The sequence below is a fragment of the Streptomyces sp. LARHCF249 genome (assembly GCF_052871255.1).
Map to the genome: position 1 here is coordinate 33,862 of NZ_JBIXJQ010000010.1, position 21,222 is coordinate 55,083.

Below are 21,222 nucleotides of genomic sequence, written 5' to 3' on the forward strand. Positions count from 1 at the left end.
TGCCTGCCCACGACGTCACACCGATCACCGAGCACTCGTTTGTGCCCCGTTCCGCTGGAGCTACCGTGTCCGATTACGACGATGTCTGGCTGGTCATACCGGCCTATAACGAGGGCCAGGTGATCGCCGACGTGGTCGAGGGGGCCCGCAAGACGTTCCCCAACATCGTCGTCGTCGACGACGGCAGTACGGACGACTCGGCCAAGCACATCGCCACGACCGGCGCGCACCTGGTGCGCCACCCGGTCAACCTCGGCCAGGGCGCGGCCCTGCAGACCGGCCTCACCTACGCGCTCGCCCAGCCCGGCGCCCGCTACTTCGCCACCTTCGACGCCGACGGTCAGCACCAGACCAAGGACGTCGAGACGATGGTCGCGGTGCTGCGCCGCGACGAGGCCGATGTCGTCCTCGGCTCCCGCTTCATCGAGCAGAACGGCCAAGTGCCGTGGATCAAGCAGGTGGTGCTGCGTACGGCCGCCGCGGTCAGCCCGACCGCCCGCAAGCTCAAGCTCACCGACGCGCACAACGGTCTACGCGTCCTGGGCCGTGAAGCCGCCGAGCAGCTGAACATCACCATGAACGGCATGGCGCACGCGTCCGAGCTCGTCGGTTTCCTGGCCGGCTCCGACCTGCGGGTCACCGAGGTTCCGGTGGACATCCTCTACACCGATTACTCACGCGCCAAGGGTCAGTCCCTGATCAACGGCGTCAACATCCTTTTTGACATTTCGCTGCGGGAGCGTGGGCGTCGATGAAGTACTTCTGGATCCAGCTGCTGCTGATCCTCGGCTCGGTGTCCATGGCACTCATGTTCATCCGGACCTGGGGCCAGGCGAAGAACCGCGCGTGGAAGCGCATAGCGTTCTCCGTGTTCGTGGTCGTCAACGTCTACGCGGTGCTCCGCCCGACGGACGTCACCTGGCTCGCCCAGCAGCTCGGCGTCGGCCGAGGCACCGACCTGGTGCTCTACGTGATGGTGCTCGCGATGGGCTTCCTCACGCTCAACACCTTCCTGCGCTTCCGGTCGCTGGAGAAGAAGATCACCGACCTGGCGCGGACCGTGGCCATCAACGAGGGCGTCCGGCACAACGACGAGCGCCTCGGGCAGGACGCCGTCGCGGGCTCCGCGTCCGGCGCCGATGCCGACTCCGACTCCGTGAAGGCCTGACGCTCCATGGTGACCTTCGACTTCATGCTCCCCTACTACGGGGACGTGCAGCTGATGCAGGACGCCGTGCGCAGCGTCCTGGCGCAGACCGACCGGGACTTCCGGCTCGTCGTCATCGACGACGGCAAGGAGCCGGACGTACCCGGCTGGTTCGAGCAGCTCGGCGACGAGCGGGTCCACTACACCCGCAACGAGCGGAACCTCGGCATCACCAAGAACTTCCAGAAGTGCGTGGAGCTCTCCGAGGCCGACTACGCGGTCATCATGGGCTGCGACGACATCCTGCACCCGCACTACCTGGAGACCGTCCGCGCGGTCATCGGCGCCCACCCGGGCACCGGCATGGTCCAGCCCGGCGTCGAGGTCATCGACGGCTCGGGCCGGGTCATGCAGGGCGGCCTGGCGGACAACACCAAGAAGCGGCTGTACGCGCCGCAGGTGAAGGACCGCCGGCTGATGGGCGGAGAGGAGCTGGCCGCCAGCGTGCTGCGCGGGAACTGGCTGTACTTCCCCTCCATCGCCTGGCGCGGCGAGGCGCTGCGCAAGGTGAACTTCCGCGACGACTACTCGGTGATCCAGGACCTCGCGCTGGTCGTCGACCTGCTGGAGGCCGGTGAGGAGATGGTGATCGACAACTCGACCACCGTCTTCCAGTACCGCCGCCACGCGGTCAGCGAGTCCTCGCTGCAGGCCTTCTCCGGCACCCGCTTCGCCGAGGCCGAGCGGTACTTCGCCGCGGTCGCCGCGCGCATGGACGCCCGCGGCTGGCCCAAGGCCGCCCGCGCGGCACGCTTCCACAGCGCCTCCCGCCTGCACGCGCTCACCATGCTCCCCGGCGCACTGCGCCGCGGGCACCGGGAGGGCGCCCGGACCCTGGCGAAGCACGCTTTCACCTCCGGCCAGAACTGAGCCGAGAGCCGACAGCCGACACCGCACTCCACGAAACGGACTGAGATGACACACCTGGCCCCCGAGGAGGTCGGTGAGGCCGGCGCCCCGGCGCCCCGCCCCGCCCCGACAGCGGAAGGAACGAGCCGGCTGTCCCCCTCACGGAGCCGGGCGTGGCTCTCCCGGCGGTGGGTGCTCCCGCTGGCCGAGGTCGTCGTCAGTCTCGTGGCAGCCCTCGGGTTCGCGCTGCTCAGTACGCACATCAGCGTGAACCCGCTCGTCCGCATCGGCCAGGTCAGCGGTCTCGCCAAGCTCCAGCAGTACGTGGCCGTCCTCGGCCTGCCGCTGCTCGCGGTCCTGCTGTACACCGCCTACCGCGGCGGGCTCGCCCGCCACCAGCTGGTGAAGCGCCTGGTGTGCGCCGCCCTGGCGGGGCTCGCCACCGGCGTGGTCGCGGGCGGCGTGGTCGTCGCCCTGCGCGGGACGCCCTGGGGGCTCGGCGGCCAGGAGGGGGACCCGGGCGCCCTGATCGACATGGCCAACTCCTTCCTGCACGGGGAGGGCATGTCGGGCATCTACCCGCCCCTCTTCCCCGGCCTGATGGCCGTCTGGGCGAAGATCCGCTACGACGTCCCCGGCGGCACCGGGTTCGCCCTCAAGGACTTCCAGATCTTCTTCACCGCCATCGCGGGCCCGCTGACGTACCTGGCCTGGCGGCTGCTGCTCCGGCCGTTCTGGGCGCTGCTGATCGCCGTGCCCTCGGCCGTGCTCTTCATCGACCCGATCCGTCCGTACAGCCACGGCAGCATGCTCGTGCTGCTGCCGCTGCTCGGCTACTGCCTGCGCGAGATGCGCCGCTCCGGCGAACGGCCGCTGCGCCGGTCGCTGCTCCGCGGCGCGCTCCTCGGCCTCGTCTTCGGCGTGGTCTTCCTCTGGTACTCCGGCTGGTACGTCTGGGCCGCGCCGGGCGTGGGCCTGCTGGCGCTGTTCCTCTTCCCGTGGCGCGCCGGCGCGACGGTGGTCAAGCGGGCTGCCGCGTTCGTCGGGATCACCCTGCTGACGGCCGGTGTCGTCGGCGCACCCCTCGTCTACCAGATGGCCCGCCTCGGTTCCCAGCACCCGGACCGCTACGGCTTCCTGGCCGTGTACGTGGATCCGACCTACGTCCTGGGCTGGGTCTCCGACCGGTCCGGGCAGCTGGAGTACCAGACGTGGCCGGTGGCCGGCGAGATGGCGGGCCAGAGCGGCTTCGCCCTGCTGCTGCTGTTCGCCGTGGGTCTGGGCGTGGGTCTGGCGCTGCGCAACATCATGGTCCTGACCGCGGCCGCCACGCTGGCGGGCGCCTGGCTGGCCCGCTTCTGGTTCGCCTCGCACATGGCGAGCGCCAAGGCCGTGCAGCTCTACCCGCGCACCACCTGGATCATCATGTACTGCCTGATGATCCTGGCCGTCCTCGGCATGATGGCCGTGATCCAGCGGGGCTCGGGCTGGGCCGAGCGCACGCTGCGGCCGAGCGGCGCCGCGCCGGGCGCCCGGGTCGTCCCCCGGCGCGTGGTCGCACAGCTCGCCGCCGGCATGGTGTGCGCCATCGCGCTGTTCGCCACGATGGGCGCGTCCTGGTCGGTCAACCGGTACATGCCGCAGTCCGACGCGATGTCGATGGGCATCGACGCCTACCGGGCCCAGAACACCAAGAAGGCGGACGGCACCTGCCCGCGCTACGCGCCCGACAAGAAGAAGTGCGCGGACATCGTCACCAACGACTGGCGGCAGCGGCCCGACCCCGGCGGCCTGTGGTGTGGCGGTGTCAATCCGCTGAACTGGCCCGCCATCTGCGGCCGCAAGGCGCCGCCGGAGGAGCTGGCGACGGTGCAGCCGAAGGAGAAGGAGGAGGCGAAGAAGTAACCTTCGCCCCATATGAGGACCCCTGGACCGCGGTTGGCCGCGGACCGGGGGTCCTCGCGCATCCGCACCTGTGTTCCCCCAACACCCACCCCCCTGTTCGAGTCGTCACCCGGGGCCAGTAGCATCCGGCCGGTCAGGCATGTCTTCTGGCGGACTCACAACAGGGGTTGGGGACAACTTGAAACTAGGTCGTGTGCGCGGGACGGCTCTGGCCGCCGCGCTCGGTGTCGTGGCGGTTCTCGGCATCCAGGGCGTCGCCAACGGGATCGACGCCGGCGACGGCGAGGTTTCGCCGTACAGCGCGGGCGCCCGTGAGAAGGGTCCGGTCGAGGGGGAGCTGCACAAGCTCGCCCTGAAGCCCAAGGGCAAGGGCGAGGCCGTCCTCTCCCAGCAGGACACCGAGCCCTTCGGGCTCCTCGGCGTCTCCTGGACCGACCCCGAGGCCGAGGTGAAGGGCAAGATCGAGGCCCGCACCCGGGACGCCGACACCGGCAAGTGGTCGAAGTGGAAGCTGCTGGAGCAGGCCGAGTCCGGCCTCGACGGCAAGCGCCCGGGCCTGCGCGGCGCCACCGAGCCCGTCTGGGTCGGTCCGTCCGACGGAGCCGAGGTGCGGGTGGGCGGCGGCACCGCCGAGCTGCCCGCCGGCATGGAACTGAACCTGGTGGACCCGGGCGCCGCCGGCGTGAAGGCCAAGAAGAAGGGCGGCAGCCTGGGCCTCGCGCCGGTCTCCTACGCCCTTCCCGCGGTGGACCCCGCCCCGACGACGCCGGGACCCGAGTCGACCGCCCCGCGGCCGGACGTGGTCTCGCGCGTGCAGTGGGGCGCCGACGAGGCCCTGAACAACGAGGGCCCGGTCTACCTCCCCGGCGCGAAGGTCAAGGCGCTCTTCGTCCACCACACCGCGTCCACCGCGCCGTACGAGTGCTCCGAGTCCGCGGCGATCGTGCGCAGCCTGCACGTCTACCACGTGAAGAGCAACGGCTGGCGGGACCTCGGCTACAACTTCCTGGTCGACAAGTGCGGCACCCTCTTCGAGGGCCGTCAGGGCGGTGTGGACCAGCCCGTCATGGGCGCGCACACCTACGGCTGGAACTCGGAGTCGACGAGCGTCGCCGTACTCGGTGACTACACGACCGCCGGGGCCTCGGCCGCCGCGCTCGAAGGCATCTCCAAGGTCGCGGCGTACAAGCTGGGCCAGTACGACGGCGACATGAACGGCACCACGACGCTGACCGCCGGCGTCACCCAGACCAACTTCTTCGGTACCACCTTCACCGAGAAGCAGCAGTACACCTTCAAGACCGTCTCGGGTCACCGCGACGGCTTCAACACCCAGTGCCCCGGAAACCAGCTCTACCCGCAGCTGGACTCGATCCGGAAGTCGGGCCCCGCGGCCCAGCTGAAGATCGCCTCGGTGAACGGGGCGGCGGCCACGCCGGGCGCTACCCTGCCCAGCGGCGCGGCCCTGACCGTCGACTGGACCACCAGCACGGCGAGCGGCCTGGTGAGCAAGTTCGAGGTGCTGGTCGACGGCGAGTCCGTCGCGGTCACCGACGGGTCGGCCCGCAAGGCGATGGCGGCCGTGACCGACGGCAAGCACGAGGTCCGGGTCAAGGCGACCGCCGCGAACGGCAAGGTCTCCACGAGCCTCGCGGTCACCGTCGAGGCGGTGGTCAAGCCCGCCAAGTTCGTGCCCCTGACCCCGAAGCGCCTGATGGACACCCGTACGGGTCTGGGCGTTGCGGCCGGTCCGGTCGGTGCGGGCGGTGTGGTCACCCTGCCGGTGGCCGCCGCCACCGGTGGTACGCCCACCGCGGTGGTGCTGAACGTGACGGCGACGAACCCGACGCAGCCGAGCTTCGTGTCCGTCTACCCGGGCGGTACGACCCGCTCCAGCGCGTCGAACCTGAACTTCACCCCGGGCCAGACCATCCCGAACCTGGTGGTCGTGCCGGTCATCAACGGGACCGTCAGCTTCTACAACAACCAGGGCACCGTCGACCTCATCGCCGACATCACCGGCTACTTCACCTCGAACGGTGAGGGCGCCACGCAGACCAACTTCGGCCCGAAGCGTCTGATGGACACCCGTACGGGCCTGGGCGTCGCGGCCGGTCCGGTCGGTACCGGCGGCGTGGTCACCCTGCCCGTTGCGGGCGTCGACGGCATCCCGGCCACCGGCGTCAAGGCCGTGGTGCTGAACGTGACGGCGACGAACCCGACGCAGCCGAGCTTCGTGTCCGTCTACCCGAGCGGTACCACCCGCTCCAGCGCGTCGAACCTGAACTTCACCCCGGGCCAGACGATCCCCAACCTGGTGGTCGTGCCGGTCGTGGACGGGAAGGTCAGCTTCTACAACAACCAGGGCACCGTCGACCTCATCGCCGACATCACGGGCTACTTCTCGGACAGCGCCACCGGCGCCATGCACGCGAACTTCGGCCCGAAGCGTCTGATGGACACCCGTACGGGCCTGGGCGTCCGCCAGGGTGCGGTGGCCGGCGGCAGCGTCGTCACGCTGCCCGTGGCGGGCGTCGGCGGCATCCCGGCCTCCGGTGTGAAGGCCGTGGTGCTGAACGTGACGGCGACGAACCCGACCGAGGCGAGCTTCGTGTCGGTGTTCCCGAGCGGTACGACCCGTACGAGCGCCTCGAACCTGAACTTCACCGCCGGTCTCACGATCCCCAACCTGGTGGTCGTGCCGGTCGTGGACGGGAAGGTCAGCTTCTACAACAACTCGGGATCCGTGGATCTCATCGCCGACATCACGGGCTATTTCAGCTAGTGGCCTGAGCTTGTCTTTCCGCACGTGAGAGGCTCCGCACCCGCAGGGTGCGGGGCCTCTCACGCATGGCGGGGCAGGGCACGCAGGGCACGCAGGACACGCAGGGGACAGGGAACAGGGGCATGGGGAAGAACGACGACGGCAGACCGGGCGTCTCCGACGAGGAATGGGCCCGGTTCATGGCGCAGGCCGCCGCGGGTGCCGGGGAGGCGCCGAAGGAGCCGTCCGCGCGGCAGCGGATGGTCACCGAGCGCCTGCGGAACGAGCAGCCGCCGCCGGGGTGGCGCACCGCCCCCGCGCGGCGGCAGCGCAGGAGCAGGCGCGGCCTCAAGGCCGCCGCGGGCATCGTCCTCGTCGCCGGGCTCGCGCTGATCGCCGTACGGCCCGAACTGGTCATCGACCGCCTCACGGGCAGGTCCGAGGCGCGGCAGGAGGCCGAGAACCCGGCCCCGCTGCCCGCCGAGTCCGTACGGCCGACCGCGCCGCCCCCTTCGGCGGCCCCGGACGGGCCGACGCTGCAGGAGCCCTTCCGCGGCTCCCCGGCGGCGCAGTGGGCCGACGGCGCCGCGGGCATCGAGGTCCCCGCGGCCGAGGCCGTCGGCGGGATGACCAAGGAGCAGGTCGCGGACGCGCTGGCGAAGACCAGGCAGTTCCTGATCGCGGCCAACCTCGACCCGGCCGTCCTGCGGGGGGAGCGGCCCGCCGCCGCCCTGGCGATCCTGGATCCCCGGCAGCCGGAGGTCCCGCAGCGGCTGGAGCAGTACCTGGCGAAGTCCACCGCGGAGGACACCCCGGTGCTGCTGTTCACCCGCTTCGACCCGGCCGAGGTCAAGCCGGTCGGTGAGATCGTCAAGGTGCGCGGCAGCATGCACACGGAGCAGGGGCGGCCCGGGGAGCTGCTCGTGGTGACGGACTACACCTTCGTCCATCCCACGACGAAGGGCGGCACGAGCGTGCAGCGGACCATCGTGCGCCGGCAGGTCACCCTGGCCCTGCTCGACCCGGCGCGCTGGGAGACCACCCGGGGCCGGCTGCAGGTGCGCCGGTACTTCTCGGAGTGGTCGAACGTCGCGTGCGAGGCGGCCGACGGCTTCCTGCACCCGCAGTTCCCGCTCGACTCGCCGACCGGTCCGGCGCCCACCGGGCCCGCCGTGGACCCCTACGACCGCAGCCAGGAAGTCCAGCGCGACGGGTGCGGGACCATCACCCGGTCCTGACCGGGGGATACCCCGCCGAGAGACCTGGGTGCGCCGGTTTGACCACTCAGCGTGGCGGGGTATTCTCTTCCGCCCGATTGGCCAGGTACGTGCCTCGTATGGCAGACTACTCAAGTTGCTCGGCTGAGTGCCGATGCTGCGCGCCTCCCGCCGGGAGGACCGGAAGCGAGTCCCACAGTACTCGTCGTCCTTAATCTGCCTTCCGGGGCAGCAATGGGGACGGACGTACGGGAATCTTCTGGGAAGTGTCAGCACGGTGCGCACCAGGCGCTCGGTGGGTGTTTCTCCCCCGAAACGCGGTCACAGGGACCGCACCCCCTTGGACGAGGGAATTTCCGTATGGGAATTTTCTGTAGAGGGAGTGCGACACGCCCGACCGCGTGGGTCGGAGAGAAGCGGTGGGATTCCGTCCCGCAGCCGACCGAGGGCCAGAGCGTTTCCACATAGAGACAGGACTACGGAGTAGCCATGGCGGGACAGAAGATCCGCATCCGGCTCAAGGCCTACGACCACGAGGTCATCGACTCCTCGGCGAAGAAGATCGTCGAGACGGTGACCCGCACTGGTGCGTCGGTCGCAGGCCCGGTGCCGCTGCCCACTGAGAAGAACGTGTACTGCGTCATCAAGTCGCCGCACAAGTACAAGGACTCGCGCGAGCACTTCGAGATGCGCACGCACAAGCGCCTGATCGACATCCTCGACCCGACGCCCAAGACCGTTGACTCGCTGATGCGCCTGGACCTTCCGGCCGGCGTTGACATCGAGATCAAGCTCTGAGAGGCGTCGAGAAGATGGCAAAGCAGATCAAGGGCGTCCTGGGCGAGAAGCTCGGCATGACCCAGGTCTGGGACGAGAACAACCGTGTCGTCCCGGTGACCGTTGTCAAGGCCGGGCCCTGCGTCGTTACCCAGGTCCGTACGAACGACATCGACGGCTACGAGTCGGTCCAGATCGCCTTCGGCGAGATCGACCCGCGCAAGGTGAACAAGCCCCTCAAGGGCCACTTCGCCAAGGCCGACGTGACCCCCCGCCGCCACCTGGTGGAGCTCCGCACCTCCGACGCCAGCGAGTACACGCTCGGCCAGGAGATCACTGCTGAGGTGTTCGAGTCCGGCGTCAAGGTTGACGTCACGGGCAACAGCAAGGGCAAGGGCTTCGCCGGTGTCATGAAGCGGCACAACTTCCGGGGCCTCGGCGCCGGTCACGGTGTGCAGCGCAAGCACCGCTCCCCCGGTTCGATCGGTGGCTGTGCCACCCCTGGGCGTGTCTTCAAGGGCATGCGCATGGCCGGTCGCATGGGTAACGAGCGCGTCACCACCCAGAACCTGACCATCCACGCGGTTGACGCGGAGAAGGGTCTGCTCCTCATCAAGGGTGCGGTCCCCGGTCCGAACGGCGGCCTCGTCCTGGTCCGTACCGCGGCCAAGGGGGCTTGAGGTAATGAGCACCATTGACATCCTTTCGCCGGCAGGCGACAAGGCCGGTACCGTCGAGCTCCCCGCGGAGATCTTCGACGCCAAGACCAGCGTTCCGCTGATCCACCAGGTCGTTGTCGCTCAGCTGGCTGCTGCCCGTCAGGGCACGCACAAGACCAAGACCCGTGGCGAAGTCCGTGGTGGTGGCCGCAAGCCGTACCGCCAGAAGGGCACCGGCCGCGCCCGTCAGGGTTCGACCCGCGCTCCGCAGTTCGCAGGCGGTGGCGTCGTCCACGGCCCGCAGCCGCGTGACTACTCGCAGCGGACCCCCAAGAAGATGAAGGTCGCCGCCCTCCGCGGTGCCCTCTCGGACCGTGCGCGTCACTCCCGCATCCACGTCGTCACCGGCGTGGTCGAGGGTGCCGTCTCCACGAAGGCCGCCAAGACGCTGTTCGGCAAGATCTCGGAGCGCAAGAACCTGCTCCTGGTCGTCGAGCGCGCCGACGAGGCCGCGTGGCTGTCCGCCCGCAACCTGCCCCAGGTTCACATCCTGGAGCCGGGCCAGCTGAACACGTACGACGTGATCGTCTCTGACGACGTGGTCTTCACTCAGGCCGCGCTCGAGTCCTTCGTGTCTGGCCCCAAGGCCGATGAGACCGAAGGGAGCGACGCCTGATGTCTGAGGCGACCGTTACCAGCAAGACCTTCACCGACCCGCGCGACCTGCTGATCAAGCCGGTTGTCTCGGAGAAGAGCTACGCGCTGCTGGACGAGAACAAGTACACGTTCATCGTCGCGCCCGGCGCCAACAAGACCCAGATCAAGCAGGCCGTGGAAGCGGTCTTCTCGGTCAAGGTCACCGGGGTCAACACGATCAACCGTCAGGGTAAGCGCAAGCGCACCAAGACCGGTTTCGGCAAGCGTGCCAACACCAAGCGCGCCATCGTGACCCTTGCCGAGGGCAACCGTATCGACATCTTCGGCGGCCAGGCCTCCTAACGGAGGTCTAGTCGTCCGGAATCGGACGAGGACTGAGAAATGGGTATCCGCAAGTACAAGCCGACGACCCCGGGCCGTCGTGGCTCCAGCGTCGCCGACTTTGTCGAGATCACGCGGTCCACGCCGGAGAAGTCGCTGGTTCGCCCTCTGCACAGCAAGGGCGGCCGTAACAACACCGGCCGGATCACCGTTCGCCACCAGGGTGGCGGACACAAGCGCGCCTACCGCGTGATCGACTTCCGTCGTCACGACAAGGACGGCGTGCCGGCCAAGGTCGCGCACATCGAGTACGACCCCAACCGCACCGCGCGCATCGCGCTGCTGCACTACGCCGACGGCGAGAAGCGCTACATCATCGCGCCGCGCGGTCTGCAGCAGGGTGACCGGATTGAGAACGGCCCGACGGCCGACATCAAGCCCGGCAACAACCTGGCGCTCCGCAACATCCCGGTCGGTACCACGATCCACGCGATCGAGCTCCGTCCCGGTGGCGGTGCGAAGTTCGCCCGCTCCGCTGGTGCCTCCGTGCAGCTGCTCGCGAAGGAGGGCGTCATGGCCCACCTCCGCATGCCGTCCGGCGAGATCCGTCTCGTCGACGCGCGCTGCCGCGCCACGGTCGGCGAGGTCGGCAACGCCGAGCAGTCGAACATCAACTGGGGCAAGGCCGGCCGCATGCGCTGGAAGGGCGTTCGCCCGTCCGTCCGCGGTGTCGCGATGAACCCGGTTGACCACCCGCACGGTGGTGGTGAGGGCAAGACCAGTGGTGGTCGCCACCCGGTCTCCCCGTGGGGTCAGAAGGAGGGTCGTACTCGCTCGCCGAAGAAGGCTTCGAGCAAGTACATCGTCCGCCGCCGCAAGACGAACAAGAAGCGCTAGGAGCGGGTTTAGATGCCGCGCAGTCTCAAGAAGGGGCCCTTCGTCGACGACCACCTCGTAAAGAAGGTGGACGTCCAGAACGAAGCCGGCACCAAGAACGTCATCAAGACCTGGTCCCGTCGCTCGATGATCATCCCCAGCATGCTGGGTCACACCATCGCGGTGCACAACGGCAAGACCCACGTCCCGGTGTTCGTCACCGAGTCGATGGTCGGCCACAAGCTCGGCGAGTTCTCGCCGACTCGCACCTTCCGCGGCCACGTCAAGGACGACCGGAAGTCGAAGCGCCGCTAAAGGCGGGGTGGTTACGACTATGACTTACACCGAAGGGACAACCATGGAAGCCAGGGCCCAGGCGCGGTACATCCGCGTCACGCCCATGAAGGCCCGCCGAGTGGTGGACCTTATCCGTGGCATGGATGCCACGGAGGCTCAGGCGGTCCTGCGTTTCGCCCCGCAGGCCGCGAGCGTGCCGGTCGGCAAGGTGCTGGACAGCGCCATTGCCAACGCCGCACACAACTACAACCACCCGGACGCCTCCACGCTGGTCATCAGCGAGGCGTACGTGGACGAGGGCCCGACCCTGAAGCGGTTCCGTCCGCGTGCGCAGGGCCGTGCCTACCGGATCCGCAAGCGGACCAGCCACATCACCGTGGTCGTCAGCAGCAAGGAAGGTTCCCGGTAATGGGCCAGAAGGTAAACCCGCACGGGTTCCGGCTCGGCATCACCACCGACTTCAAGTCGCGTTGGTACGCCGACAAGCTGTACAAGGACTACGTCAAGGAAGACGTCGCCATCCGTCGGATGATGACGTCCGGCATGGAGCGCGCCGGCATCTCGAAGGTTGAGATCGAGCGCACCCGTGACCGCGTGCGTGTGGACATCCACACCGCTCGTCCGGGCATCGTCATCGGCCGCCGTGGCGCCGAGGCCGACCGCATCCGCGGTGACCTCGAGAAGCTCACGGGCAAGCAGGTCCAGCTGAACATCCTCGAGGTCAAGAACCCCGAGCTTGACGCTCAGCTGGTTGCCCAGGCCGTTGCCGAGCAGCTCTCCTCCCGCGTCTCCTTCCGTCGCGCCATGCGTAAGAGCATGCAGGGCACGATGAAGGCCGGCGCCAAGGGCATCAAGATCCAGTGTGGCGGCCGTCTCGGCGGCGCCGAGATGTCCCGCTCCGAGTTCTACCGCGAGGGTCGTGTGCCGCTGCACACGCTGCGCGCGAACGTGGACTACGGCTTCTTCGAGGCCAAGACCACCTTCGGCCGTATCGGTGTGAAGGTCTGGATCTACAAGGGCGACGTCAAGAACATCGCCGAGGTTCGCGCCGAGAACGCTGCGGCCCGTGCGGGTAACCGCCCGGCCCGTGGTGCCGGCGCTGGCGACCGTCCCGCCGGCCGTGGTGGCCGTGGTGGCGAGCGCGGCGGCCGTGGTGGCCGCAAGCCGCAGCAGGCTGCTGGTGCCGAGGCCCCCAAGGCCGACGCTCCCGCCGCCGCTCCGGCTGAGAGCACCGGAACGGAGGCCTGACCAACATGCTGATCCCTCGTAGGGTCAAGCACCGTAAGCAGCACCACCCGAAGCGCCGCGGTATGGCCAAGGGCGGTACTGAGGTCTCGTTCGGCGAGTACGGCATCCAGGCGCTTACCCCCGCCTACGTGACGAACCGCCAGATCGAGGCGGCTCGTATCGCGATGACCCGCCACATCAAGCGTGGCGGCAAGGTCTGGATCAACATCTACCCGGACCGCCCGCTCACGAAGAAGCCTGCCGAGACCCGCATGGGTTCCGGTAAGGGTTCTCCCGAGTGGTGGATCGCCAACGTGCACCCGGGTCGGGTCATGTTCGAGCTGTCCTACCCGAACGAGAAGATTGCTCGTGAGGCGCTCACCCGCGCTGCTCACAAGCTTCCGATGAAGTGCCGGATTGTTCGGCGCGAGGCAGGTGAGTCGTGATGGCGACGGGAACCAAGGCGTCCGAGCTGCGTGAGCTCGGCAACGAGGAGCTCGTTGGCAAGCTGCGCGAGGCCAAGGAGGAGCTGTTCAAGCTCCGCTTCCAGGCGGCCACGGGTCAGCTGGAGAACAACGGCCGGCTCAAGTCCGTCCGTAAGGACATCGCTCGCATCTACACCCTGATGCACGAGCGTGAGCTCGGTATCGAGACGGTGGAGAGCGCCTGATGAGCGAGAACAACGTGACTGAGAAGACCGAGCGCGGTTTCCGCAAGACCCGTGAGGGTCTGGTCGTCAGCGACAAGATGGACAAGACCGTCGTCGTCGCCGTCGAGGACCGCGTCAAGCACGCCCTGTACGGCAAGGTCATCCGCCGTACGAACAAGCTCAAGGCTCACGACGAGCAGAACGCTGCCGGTGTCGGCGACCGCGTCCTCATCATGGAGACGCGTCCGCTGTCGGCGAGCAAGCGCTGGCGCATCGTCGAGATCCTCGAGAAGGCCAAGTAATTACTTGAGGGGTTTCCCTCAAGTTCGTTCCGCCAGGCTCGGTGGGGGCCGCCGCTCTTCGGAGTGTGGGGCCCCCGCCGGGAACCGGCAGACAATCAGGAGATAGACGTGATCCAGCAGGAGTCGCGACTGCGTGTCGCCGACAACACTGGTGCCAAGGAAATCCTTTGCATCCGTGTTCTCGGTGGCTCCGGTCGCCGCTACGCGGGCATCGGTGACGTCATCGTCGCCACCGTCAAGGACGCGATCCCCGGTGGCAACGTGAAGAAGGGTGACGTCGTCAAGGCGGTCATCGTTCGCACCGTCAAGGAGCGCCGCCGCCAGGACGGCTCGTACATCCGCTTCGACGAGAACGCCGCCGTCATTCTGAAGAACGACGGCGACCCTCGCGGCACCCGTATCTTCGGCCCCGTCGGCCGTGAGCTGCGCGAGAAGAAGTTCATGAAGATCATCTCGCTCGCGCCGGAGGTGCTGTAAGCATGAAGATCAAGAAGGGCGACCTGGTCCAGGTCATCACCGGTAAGGACAAGGGCAAGCAGGGCAAGGTCATCGTTGCCTTCCCCGCTGAGAACCGTGTCCTCGTCGAGGGTGTCAACCGGGTCAAGAAGCACACCAAGGCCGCGCAGAACCAGGCCGGTGGCATCGTGATCACCGAGGCCCCGGTCCACGTGAGCAACGTTCAGCTGGTTGTGGAGAAGGACGGCAAGAAGGTCGTCACCCGCGTCGGCTACCGCTTCGACGACGAGGGCAACAAGATCCGCGTTGCCAAGCGGACGGGTGAGGACATCTGATGGCTACCACTCCGCGTCTCAAGACGAAGTACCGCGAGGACATCGCGGGCAAGCTGCGTGAGGAGTTCTCCTACGAGAACGTCATGCAGATCCCCGGTCTCGTCAAGATCGTCGTGAACATGGGTGTCGGCGACGCCGCCCGTGACTCGAAGCTGATCGACGGCGCCATCCGCGACCTGACGACGATCACCGGTCAGAAGCCGGCCGTCACGAAGGCCCGCAAGTCCATCGCGCAGTTCAAGCTGCGCGAGGGTCAGCCGATCGGCTGCCACGTCACCCTCCGTGGTGACCGCATGTGGGAGTTCCTGGACCGTACGCTGTCGCTCGCGCTGCCGCGTATCCGTGACTTCCGTGGTCTGTCGCCGAAGCAGTTCGACGGCCGCGGCAACTACACCTTCGGTCTCACGGAGCAGGTCATGTTCCACGAGATCGACCAGGACAAGATCGACCGTACCCGGGGTATGGACATCACCGTGGTCACCACGGCGACCAACGACGCTGAGGGCCGCGCGCTCCTTCGTCACCTCGGCTTCCCCTTCAAGGAGGCGTAAGCGAGATGGCGAAGAAGGCTCTCATCGCGAAGGCTGCCCGCAAGCCCAAGTTCGGTGTGCGTGCGTACACCCGCTGCCAGCGCTGCGGTCGTCCCCACTCCGTGTACCGCAAGTTCGGCCTGTGCCGCGTGTGCCTTCGTGAGATGGCTCACCGTGGCGAGCTGCCGGGCGTGACCAAGAGCTCCTGGTAACCCTCCCGCCCTTTGGGTGTTGAGGTTTTCCAGACGCTCTCGGTAAGCATCAGGTCGGCGGACCGCTCTGCCCGCATGCCGTAGGCTTGTGGGGTTGGGCGTCCGCCGCCCTATCGACTTACTACGCCGTAGGTCCCCGCACCGCACCCGTCCCGCCACTGAGTGGGGAGAGGGATGGCGCATACAGGAAACCCCGGCGAGAGAGGCCGAAGGCCACTTCATGACCATGACTGACCCGATCGCAGACATGCTCACGCGTCTGCGTAACGCTAACTCGGCGTACCACGACACCGTCGTGATGCCGCACAGCAAGATCAAGTCGCACATCGCAGAGATCCTCAAGCAGGAGGGTTTCATCACCGGCTGGAAGGTCGAGGACGCCGAGGTCGGCAAGAACCTCGTCCTCGAGCTGAAGTTCGGGCCGAACCGCGAGCGCTCCATTGCGGGCATCAAGCGGATCTCGAAGCCCGGTCTGCGCGTGTACGCGAAGTCCACCAACCTGCCGAAGGTCCTCGGCGGCCTGGGCGTGGCGATCATCTCCACGTCCCACGGTCTCCTGACCGGCCAGCAGGCAGGCAAGAAGGGCGTAGGTGGGGAAGTCCTCGCCTACGTCTGGTAGTCGGGAACGGAGGAAAAGCAATGTCGCGAATCGGCAAGCTCCCCATCCAGGTTCCCGCCGGTGTGGACGTCACCATCGACGGCCAGGCGGTCGCTGTGAAGGGCCCCAAGGGTTCCCTCGCGCTGACCGTCAAGGCGCCGATCGAGATCGTCAAGGGTGAGGACGGCGTTCTGAACGTCACCCGCCCCAACGACGAGCGTCAGAACAAGGCCCTGCACGGCCTGTCCCGCACGCTGGTGGCGAACATGATCACCGGTGTGACCACGGGATACGTCAAGGCTCTCGAGATCAGCGGTGTCGGTTACCGCGTCGCCGCGAAGGGCTCCAGCCTGGAGTTCCAGCTTGGTTACAGCCACCCGATCCTGATCGAGGCGCCCGAGGGCATCTCCTTCAAGGTCGAGTCGCCGACCAAGTTCTCGGTCGAGGGCATCGACAAGCAGAAGGTCGGCGAGGTCGCCGCCAACATCCGCAAGCTGCGGAAGCCCGACCCGTACAAGGCCAAGGGTGTCAAGTACGCCGGCGAAGTCATCCGCCGCAAGGTCGGAAAGGCTGGTAAGTAGCCATGGCATACGGTGTGAAGATCGCCAAGGGCGACGCGTACAAGCGCGCGGCCAAGGCTCGCCGCCACATCCGCATCCGCAAGAACGTCTCGGGTACGGCGGAGCGTCCGCGCCTCGTCGTGACGCGTTCCAACCGCAACATCGTTGCTCAGGTCATCGACGACCTCCAGGGTCACACCCTGGCGTCGGCGTCGACCCTGGACGCTTCGATCCGCGGTGGCGAAGGCGACAAGAGCGCCCAGGCCCAGGCTGTCGGCGCACTCGTCGCCGAGCGTGCCAAGGCTGCGGGTGTCGAGACCGTCGTGTTCGACCGCGGTGGCAACCGATACGCCGGGCGCATTGCCGCTCTGGCTGACGCCGCCCGCGAAGCCGGGCTGAAGTTCTAAGCCCCGGTTCCGGGACTCACGGACGTAACAGAGAGAGGTAATCCAATGGCTGGACCCCAGCGCCGCGGAAGCGGTGCCGGTGGCGGCGAGCGGCGGGACCGGAAGGGTCGCGACGGTGGCCCTGCCGCCGAGAAGACCGCTTACGTTGAGCGCGTTGTCGCGATCAACCGCGTCGCCAAGGTTGTCAAGGGTGGTCGCCGCTTCAGCTTCACCGCGCTGGTCGTGGTGGGCGACGGTGACGGCACTGTAGGTGTCGGTTACGGCAAGGCCAAGGAAGTTCCCGCGGCCATTGCCAAGGGTGTCGAGGAAGCCAAGAAGAACTTCTTCAAGGTTCCGCGCATCCAGGGCACCATCCCTCACCCGATCCAGGGCGAGAAGGCTGCGGGCGTCGTCCTGCTGAAGCCTGCTTCCCCCGGTACCGGTGTGATCGCCGGTGGCCCGGTGCGCGCCGTTCTGGAGTGCGCCGGCGTTCACGACATCCTGTCGAAGTCGCTCGGCTCCGACAACGCGATCAACATCGTGCACGCGACCGTGGCGGCCCTCAAGGGCCTGCAGCGTCCCGAGGAGATCGCGGCTCGCCGTGGTCTGCCCCTCGAGGACGTCGCCCCCGCGGCTCTGCTTCGTGCGCGTGCTGGGGCGGGTGTGTGATGGCCCGCCTCAAGATCACGCAGACGAAGTCGTACATCGGCAGCAAGCAGAACCACCGCGACACTCTGCGTTCGCTCGGGCTCAAGCGCCTGAACGACGTGGTCGTCAAGGAGGACCGCCCCGAGTTCCGCGGAATGGTGCACACCGTCCGCCACCTCGTGACGGTTGAGGAGGTTGACTAATCATGGCTGAGAACAGCCCGCTGAAGGCCCACAACCTCCGTCCCGCCCCCGGCGCCAAGACCGCGAAGACCCGTGTCGGTCGTGGTGAGGCGTCGAAGGGTAAGACGGCCGGTCGTGGTACGAAGGGCCAGAAGGCCCGTTACCAGATCCCGCAGCGCTTCGAGGGCGGGCAGATGCCCCTCCACATGCGTCTGCCGAAGCTCAAGGGCTTCAAGAACCCGTTCCGCACCGAGTTCCAGGTCGTGAACCTGGACAAGCTCGGCGCTCTCTACCCCGAGGGTGGAGAGGTCACGGTGGCCGACCTGGTCGCCAAGGGCGCGGTGCGCAAGAACAGCCTCGTCAAGGTCCTGGGCCAGGGCGAGATCTCCGTGGCGCTGCAGGTTTCGGTTGACGCCGTCTCCGCCTCCGCCAAGGAGAAGATTGCCGCTGCCGGCGGCACTGTCACCGAGCTCGTCTAAGACGAATTCAGTGGCTAAATAGCTCGAAACCCTACCGGGGATGCCTCACATATGGGGCATCCCCGGTTGGTCGTTCCACGGGAGGCACACTCGCCGGTAAGGTGGCGTGCACCTTTGCTTTGTCGTATACGTCGATCCCTCAGACCGTCACCTCTGACGCAGTAGCGCGGGGGTCGCAGGAGGCACCGTGCTCACCGCGTTCGCCCGGGCGTTCAAGACGCCCGACCTGCGCAAGAAGCTGCTCTTCACGCTCGCCATCATCGTGCTGTTCAGGCTCGGGTCCCACATCCCGGTGCCCGGCGTGAGCTACAAGAACGTTCAGATCTGTGTCGACCAGGCAGGCAGCAGCAACGGGCTGTTCGGTCTCGTCAACATGTTCAGCGGCGGTGCGCTGCTGCAGATCACGATCTTCGCGCTCGGCATCATGCCGTACATCACGGCGAGCATCATCCTGCAGCTGCTGACCGTGGTCATCCCGAAGCTGGAGAACCTCAAAAAAGAGGGACAGTCCGGCACGGCGAAGATCACTCAGTACACGCGCTATCTGACGGTCGCACTCGCGATCCTGCAGGGCACGGGCCTCGTGGCCACTGCCCGCACCGGTGCCCTCTTCCAGGGCTGCCAGGTCGCCAGCCAGATCGTCCCCAACCGTTCGATCTTCACCACCGTCGTCATGGTCGTCACCATGACCGCCGGTACCTGTGTCGTCATGTGGCTCGGCGAGCTCATCACGGACCGCGGTATCGGCAACGGCATGTCGATCCTCATGTTCATCTCGATCGCCGCCGGCTTCATCGGCGCCCTGTGGGCCATCAAGGAGCAGGGCAAGATCGCCGACGGCTGGGTCGAGTTCGGCGTCGTCATGCTGGTCGGCCTCGCGATGGTGGGCCTGGTGGTCTTCGTCGAGCAGGCGCAGCGCCGGATCCCGGTCCAGTACGCGAAGCGCATGATCGGCCGCCGTGCGTACGGCGGCACCTCGACCTACATCCCGCTCAAGGTGAACCAGGCGGGCATCATCCCCGTCATCTTCGCCTCGTCGCTGCTGTACATCCCGGCGCTGGTCGTGCAGTTCAGCGGGTCCACCGCGGGCTGGGCGACGTGGATCCAGAAGCACTTCGTCAAGGGCGACCACCCGTACTACATCGCGGTCTACTTCCTCTTGATCGTCTTCTTCGCGTTCTTCTACGTGGCGATCTCGTTCAACCCCGAGGAAGTTGCAGACAACATGAAGAAGTATGGTGGGTTCATCCCGGGTATTCGTGCCGGTCGACCCACCGCCGAGTACCTGAGCTACGTGCTCAACCGGATCACTTGGCCGGGGTCGCTGTACCTGGGTCTCATCGCTCTTGTGCCGACGATGGCGTTGGCCGGCTTCGGAGCGAACCAGAACTTCCCGTTCGGCGGGACGAGCATCCTGATCATCGTGGGTGTGGGTCTGGAAACCGTGAAGCAGATCGAGAGCCAGCTCCAGCAGCGTAATTACGAAGGGTTCCTCCGCTGATGCGAATCGTCCTCGTCGGACCGCCCGGTGCGGGCAAGGGAACGCAGGCCGCGTTCCTTGCCAAGAACCTGTCGATCCCGCACATCTCCACGGGCGACCTGTTCCGGGCAAACATCAGCCAGGGCACCGAGCTCGGGAAGCAGGCCAAGGCGTTCATGGACGCCGGCGACCTGGTGCCCGACGAGGTCACCATCGCCATGGCCAAGGACCGCATGGAGAAGCCGGACGCCGTGAACGGCTTCCTGCTCGATGGTTTCCCGCGCAACGTGTCGCAGGCCGAGGCCCTCGACGAGATGCTCCAGGCCGCGGCCATGAAGCTCGACGCCGTTCTCGACCTGGAGGTCGAGGAGGACGAGGTCGTCAAGCGGATCGCCGGTCGCCGGATCTGCCGCAACGACTCCGCGCACGTTTTCCACGTCACGTACGCCCCGCCGAAGGCCGAGGGTGTCTGCGACACCTGCGGCGGCGAGCTGTACCAGCGCGGGGACGACTCCGAGGACACGGTCCGCAACCGGCTCGAGGTCTACCACACGCAGACCGAGCCGATCATCGACTACTACAAGGCCCAGGGCCTGCTCGTGACGATCCCCGCCCTCGGTGAGGTCGCGGACGTGACGAAGCGCGCGATGGATGCGCTGAAGAAGTAGTCACCCTTTGTTGTGCAGGTACGGCCGCGGTGTCCCCAGGGCATCGCGGCCGTACTGTTGAGAAGACCCGTACCGAAGCTGGAAGGCTGTTCCACATGGTCCAGATCAAGACCCCCGAGCAGATCGCGAAGATGCGCGAGGCAGGGCTGGTCGTCGCCGCGATCCACGCGGCGACCCGTGAGGCGGCCGTACCGGGCGCCACGACACGGGATCTGGACATGGTGGCCCGCAAGGTGATCGCGGACGCCGGCGCCACGTCGAACTTCCTCGGCTACGGCGGTTTCCCCGCGACCATCTGCACCTCGGTGAACGAGGTCGTCGTCCACGGCATCCCGGACGACAAGACGGTCCTCAAGGACGGCGACATCATCTCGATCGACGCCGGCGCGATCGTCGACGGCTGGCACGGCGACGCGGCGTACACCGCCTTCGTGGGCACTGGGCACGCCCCTGAGCTCGTGGAGCTCTCCCGGGTGACCGAGGAGTCCATGTGGGCCGGGATCGCCGCCATGAGGCTCGGCAACCGGCTCGTGGACATCTCGAAGGCGATCGAGACGTACATCAAGCGCCAGCCGCGGCCCGCCACCGGTGAGCACAGCCTCGGCAAGTTCGGGATCATCGAGGACTACGGCGGCCACGGCATCGGGTCCGAGATGCACATGGACCCCCACCTGCTGAACTACGTCTCGCGCAAGCGGGGCAAGGGGATCAAGCTGGTCCCGGGCCTCTGCCTGGCCATCGAGCCGATGGTCTCCCTGGGCACGGCCCAGACCGAGGTCCTGGCGGACGACTGGACGGTCATCACCACGGACGGCACCTGGTCCTCGCACTGGGAGCACTCCATCGCGCTGACCGAGGCCGGCCCCATCGTCCTGACCAGCCCGGACTGCGGCAAGGCGAAACTGGCCGAGTACGGGGTCACCACGGCCCCGGACCCGCTCGGTTAATGATCTACACTCTGGGGCAAACTTTCCGGATTCG

General features: G+C 67.4%; 30 protein-coding genes. All 30 read left to right on the top strand.

What is annotated here, in order from left to right; all coding sequences use genetic code 11:
- The first annotated feature begins 65 nt into the window (after positions 1-65).
- The 30 genes from ACIPUC_RS26695 (at position 66) to map (ending at position 21,188) form a co-directional block, all read left to right on the top strand.
- Complete coding sequence (locus ACIPUC_RS26695; RefSeq protein ID WP_446592712.1) at positions 66-755, top strand: glycosyltransferase family 2 protein; 690 nt, start codon at positions 66-68, stop codon at positions 753-755.
- A complete protein-coding gene (locus tag ACIPUC_RS26700; protein ID WP_446592713.1) occupies positions 752-1,168 on the top strand; it encodes a DUF2304 family protein in 417 nt (138 codons plus the stop codon). The genes ACIPUC_RS26695 and ACIPUC_RS26700 overlap by 4 nt, the downstream gene beginning before the upstream one ends.
- 6 nt (positions 1,169-1,174) lie before the next feature.
- Positions 1,175-2,077, top strand: a complete 903-nt coding sequence (locus tag ACIPUC_RS26705; protein ID WP_446592715.1) for a glycosyltransferase family 2 protein — start codon at positions 1,175-1,177, stop codon at positions 2,075-2,077.
- Positions 2,078-2,122: 45 nt separating this feature from the next.
- Positions 2,123-3,961 (top strand): hypothetical protein, encoded by a 1,839-nt coding sequence (locus ACIPUC_RS26710; protein WP_446592716.1) that lies wholly within the window; start codon positions 2,123-2,125, stop codon positions 3,959-3,961.
- Positions 3,962-4,154: 193 nt separating this feature from the next.
- Positions 4,155-6,746, top strand: coding sequence for a peptidoglycan recognition protein family protein (locus tag ACIPUC_RS26715; protein ID WP_446592718.1), 2,592 nt, complete (start codon positions 4,155-4,157; stop codon positions 6,744-6,746).
- A 122-nt stretch (positions 6,747-6,868) separates the two neighbouring features.
- Positions 6,869-7,963, top strand: coding sequence for a hypothetical protein (locus ACIPUC_RS26720; RefSeq protein ID WP_446592719.1), 1,095 nt, complete (start codon positions 6,869-6,871; stop codon positions 7,961-7,963).
- A gap of 468 nt (positions 7,964-8,431) precedes the next feature.
- A complete protein-coding gene (gene rpsJ, locus ACIPUC_RS26725) occupies positions 8,432-8,740 on the top strand; it encodes a 30S ribosomal protein S10 (protein ID WP_003948644.1) in 309 nt (102 codons plus the stop codon).
- A gap of 14 nt (positions 8,741-8,754) precedes the next feature.
- Entirely contained in the window at positions 8,755-9,399 is a 645-nt protein-coding gene (gene rplC / locus ACIPUC_RS26730) for a 50S ribosomal protein L3 (protein ID WP_007265899.1), read from the top strand.
- 4 nt (positions 9,400-9,403) lie between these two features.
- The gene (rplD, locus tag ACIPUC_RS26735) at positions 9,404-10,054 is read left to right on the top strand and encodes a 50S ribosomal protein L4 (protein WP_030298210.1); all 651 of its coding nucleotides are present in this window, start codon (positions 9,404-9,406) and stop codon (positions 10,052-10,054) included.
- Positions 10,054-10,377: a 50S ribosomal protein L23 gene (rplW, locus tag ACIPUC_RS26740; protein ID WP_007265901.1), complete on the top strand. Its 324-nt coding sequence runs from the start codon at positions 10,054-10,056 to the stop codon at positions 10,375-10,377. Before rplD ends, rplW begins: the two co-directional genes overlap by 1 nt.
- 39 nt (positions 10,378-10,416) lie before the next feature.
- The gene (rplB, locus tag ACIPUC_RS26745) at positions 10,417-11,253 is read left to right on the top strand and encodes a 50S ribosomal protein L2 (protein ID WP_030388860.1); all 837 of its coding nucleotides are present in this window, start codon (positions 10,417-10,419) and stop codon (positions 11,251-11,253) included.
- Between the two features lie 12 nt (positions 11,254-11,265).
- Positions 11,266-11,547, top strand: coding sequence for a 30S ribosomal protein S19 (rpsS, locus tag ACIPUC_RS26750; protein ID WP_008739713.1), 282 nt, complete (start codon positions 11,266-11,268; stop codon positions 11,545-11,547).
- A gap of 43 nt (positions 11,548-11,590) precedes the next feature.
- Entirely contained in the window at positions 11,591-11,938 is a 348-nt protein-coding gene (gene rplV, locus ACIPUC_RS26755; RefSeq protein ID WP_007265904.1) for a 50S ribosomal protein L22, read from the top strand.
- Positions 11,938-12,777, top strand: coding sequence for a 30S ribosomal protein S3 (gene rpsC, locus ACIPUC_RS26760; protein ID WP_007265905.1), 840 nt, complete (start codon positions 11,938-11,940; stop codon positions 12,775-12,777). Before rplV ends, rpsC begins: the two co-directional genes overlap by 1 nt.
- A 5-nt stretch (positions 12,778-12,782) precedes the next feature.
- On the top strand, positions 12,783-13,202 hold the full coding sequence (rplP, locus tag ACIPUC_RS26765) for a 50S ribosomal protein L16 (RefSeq protein ID WP_030026326.1): 420 nt from the start codon (positions 12,783-12,785) through the stop codon (positions 13,200-13,202).
- Positions 13,202-13,426, top strand: coding sequence for a 50S ribosomal protein L29 (rpmC, locus tag ACIPUC_RS26770; RefSeq protein ID WP_008739703.1), 225 nt, complete (start codon positions 13,202-13,204; stop codon positions 13,424-13,426). Before rplP ends, rpmC begins: the two co-directional genes overlap by 1 nt.
- A complete protein-coding gene (gene rpsQ, locus ACIPUC_RS26775) occupies positions 13,426-13,707 on the top strand; it encodes a 30S ribosomal protein S17 (protein ID WP_030008467.1) in 282 nt (93 codons plus the stop codon). Before rpmC ends, rpsQ begins: the two co-directional genes overlap by 1 nt.
- Positions 13,708-13,815: 108 nt before the next feature.
- Positions 13,816-14,184, top strand: coding sequence for a 50S ribosomal protein L14 (rplN, locus tag ACIPUC_RS26780; RefSeq protein WP_003956455.1), 369 nt, complete (start codon positions 13,816-13,818; stop codon positions 14,182-14,184).
- A gap of 2 nt (positions 14,185-14,186) precedes the next feature.
- Positions 14,187-14,498, top strand: a complete 312-nt coding sequence (rplX, locus tag ACIPUC_RS26785) for a 50S ribosomal protein L24 (protein ID WP_150258782.1) — start codon at positions 14,187-14,189, stop codon at positions 14,496-14,498.
- Positions 14,498-15,049, top strand: a complete 552-nt coding sequence (rplE, locus tag ACIPUC_RS26790) for a 50S ribosomal protein L5 (protein WP_030154702.1) — start codon at positions 14,498-14,500, stop codon at positions 15,047-15,049. Before rplX ends, rplE begins: the two co-directional genes overlap by 1 nt.
- Positions 15,050-15,054: 5 nt before the next feature.
- Entirely contained in the window at positions 15,055-15,240 is a 186-nt protein-coding gene (locus ACIPUC_RS26795; RefSeq protein WP_003956452.1) for a type Z 30S ribosomal protein S14, read from the top strand.
- 220 nt (positions 15,241-15,460) lie between these two features.
- Positions 15,461-15,859, top strand: a complete 399-nt coding sequence (rpsH, locus tag ACIPUC_RS26800; RefSeq protein ID WP_007265911.1) for a 30S ribosomal protein S8 — start codon at positions 15,461-15,463, stop codon at positions 15,857-15,859.
- A 20-nt stretch (positions 15,860-15,879) separates the two neighbouring features.
- Positions 15,880-16,419 carry a 50S ribosomal protein L6 gene (gene rplF / locus ACIPUC_RS26805; protein WP_446592724.1) on the top strand — a complete coding sequence of 180 codons (540 nt, stop codon included), beginning with the start codon at positions 15,880-15,882 and terminating at the stop codon, positions 16,417-16,419.
- 2 nt (positions 16,420-16,421) lie between these two features.
- On the top strand, positions 16,422-16,805 hold the full coding sequence (gene rplR / locus ACIPUC_RS26810) for a 50S ribosomal protein L18 (RefSeq protein WP_030026334.1): 384 nt from the start codon (positions 16,422-16,424) through the stop codon (positions 16,803-16,805).
- Positions 16,806-16,850: 45 nt separating this feature from the next.
- On the top strand, positions 16,851-17,453 hold the full coding sequence (gene rpsE / locus ACIPUC_RS26815) for a 30S ribosomal protein S5 (RefSeq protein ID WP_030864431.1): 603 nt from the start codon (positions 16,851-16,853) through the stop codon (positions 17,451-17,453).
- Positions 17,453-17,635, top strand: coding sequence for a 50S ribosomal protein L30 (gene rpmD, locus ACIPUC_RS26820; protein WP_005313525.1), 183 nt, complete (start codon positions 17,453-17,455; stop codon positions 17,633-17,635). The genes rpsE and rpmD overlap by 1 nt, the downstream gene beginning before the upstream one ends.
- 2 nt (positions 17,636-17,637) lie before the next feature.
- Positions 17,638-18,093 (top strand): 50S ribosomal protein L15, encoded by a 456-nt coding sequence (rplO, locus tag ACIPUC_RS26825; protein ID WP_030008473.1) that lies wholly within the window; start codon positions 17,638-17,640, stop codon positions 18,091-18,093.
- A gap of 187 nt (positions 18,094-18,280) precedes the next feature.
- Positions 18,281-19,594: a preprotein translocase subunit SecY gene (secY, locus tag ACIPUC_RS26830; RefSeq protein ID WP_446592726.1), complete on the top strand. Its 1,314-nt coding sequence runs from the start codon at positions 18,281-18,283 to the stop codon at positions 19,592-19,594.
- Complete coding sequence (locus ACIPUC_RS26835) at positions 19,594-20,241, top strand: adenylate kinase (protein WP_446592727.1); 648 nt, start codon at positions 19,594-19,596, stop codon at positions 20,239-20,241. The genes secY and ACIPUC_RS26835 overlap by 1 nt, the downstream gene beginning before the upstream one ends.
- A 95-nt stretch (positions 20,242-20,336) precedes the next feature.
- Positions 20,337-21,188 carry a type I methionyl aminopeptidase gene (map, locus tag ACIPUC_RS26840; RefSeq protein WP_446592728.1) on the top strand — a complete coding sequence of 284 codons (852 nt, stop codon included), beginning with the start codon at positions 20,337-20,339 and terminating at the stop codon, positions 21,186-21,188.
- The last annotated feature ends 34 nt before the right edge of the window (positions 21,189-21,222 follow it).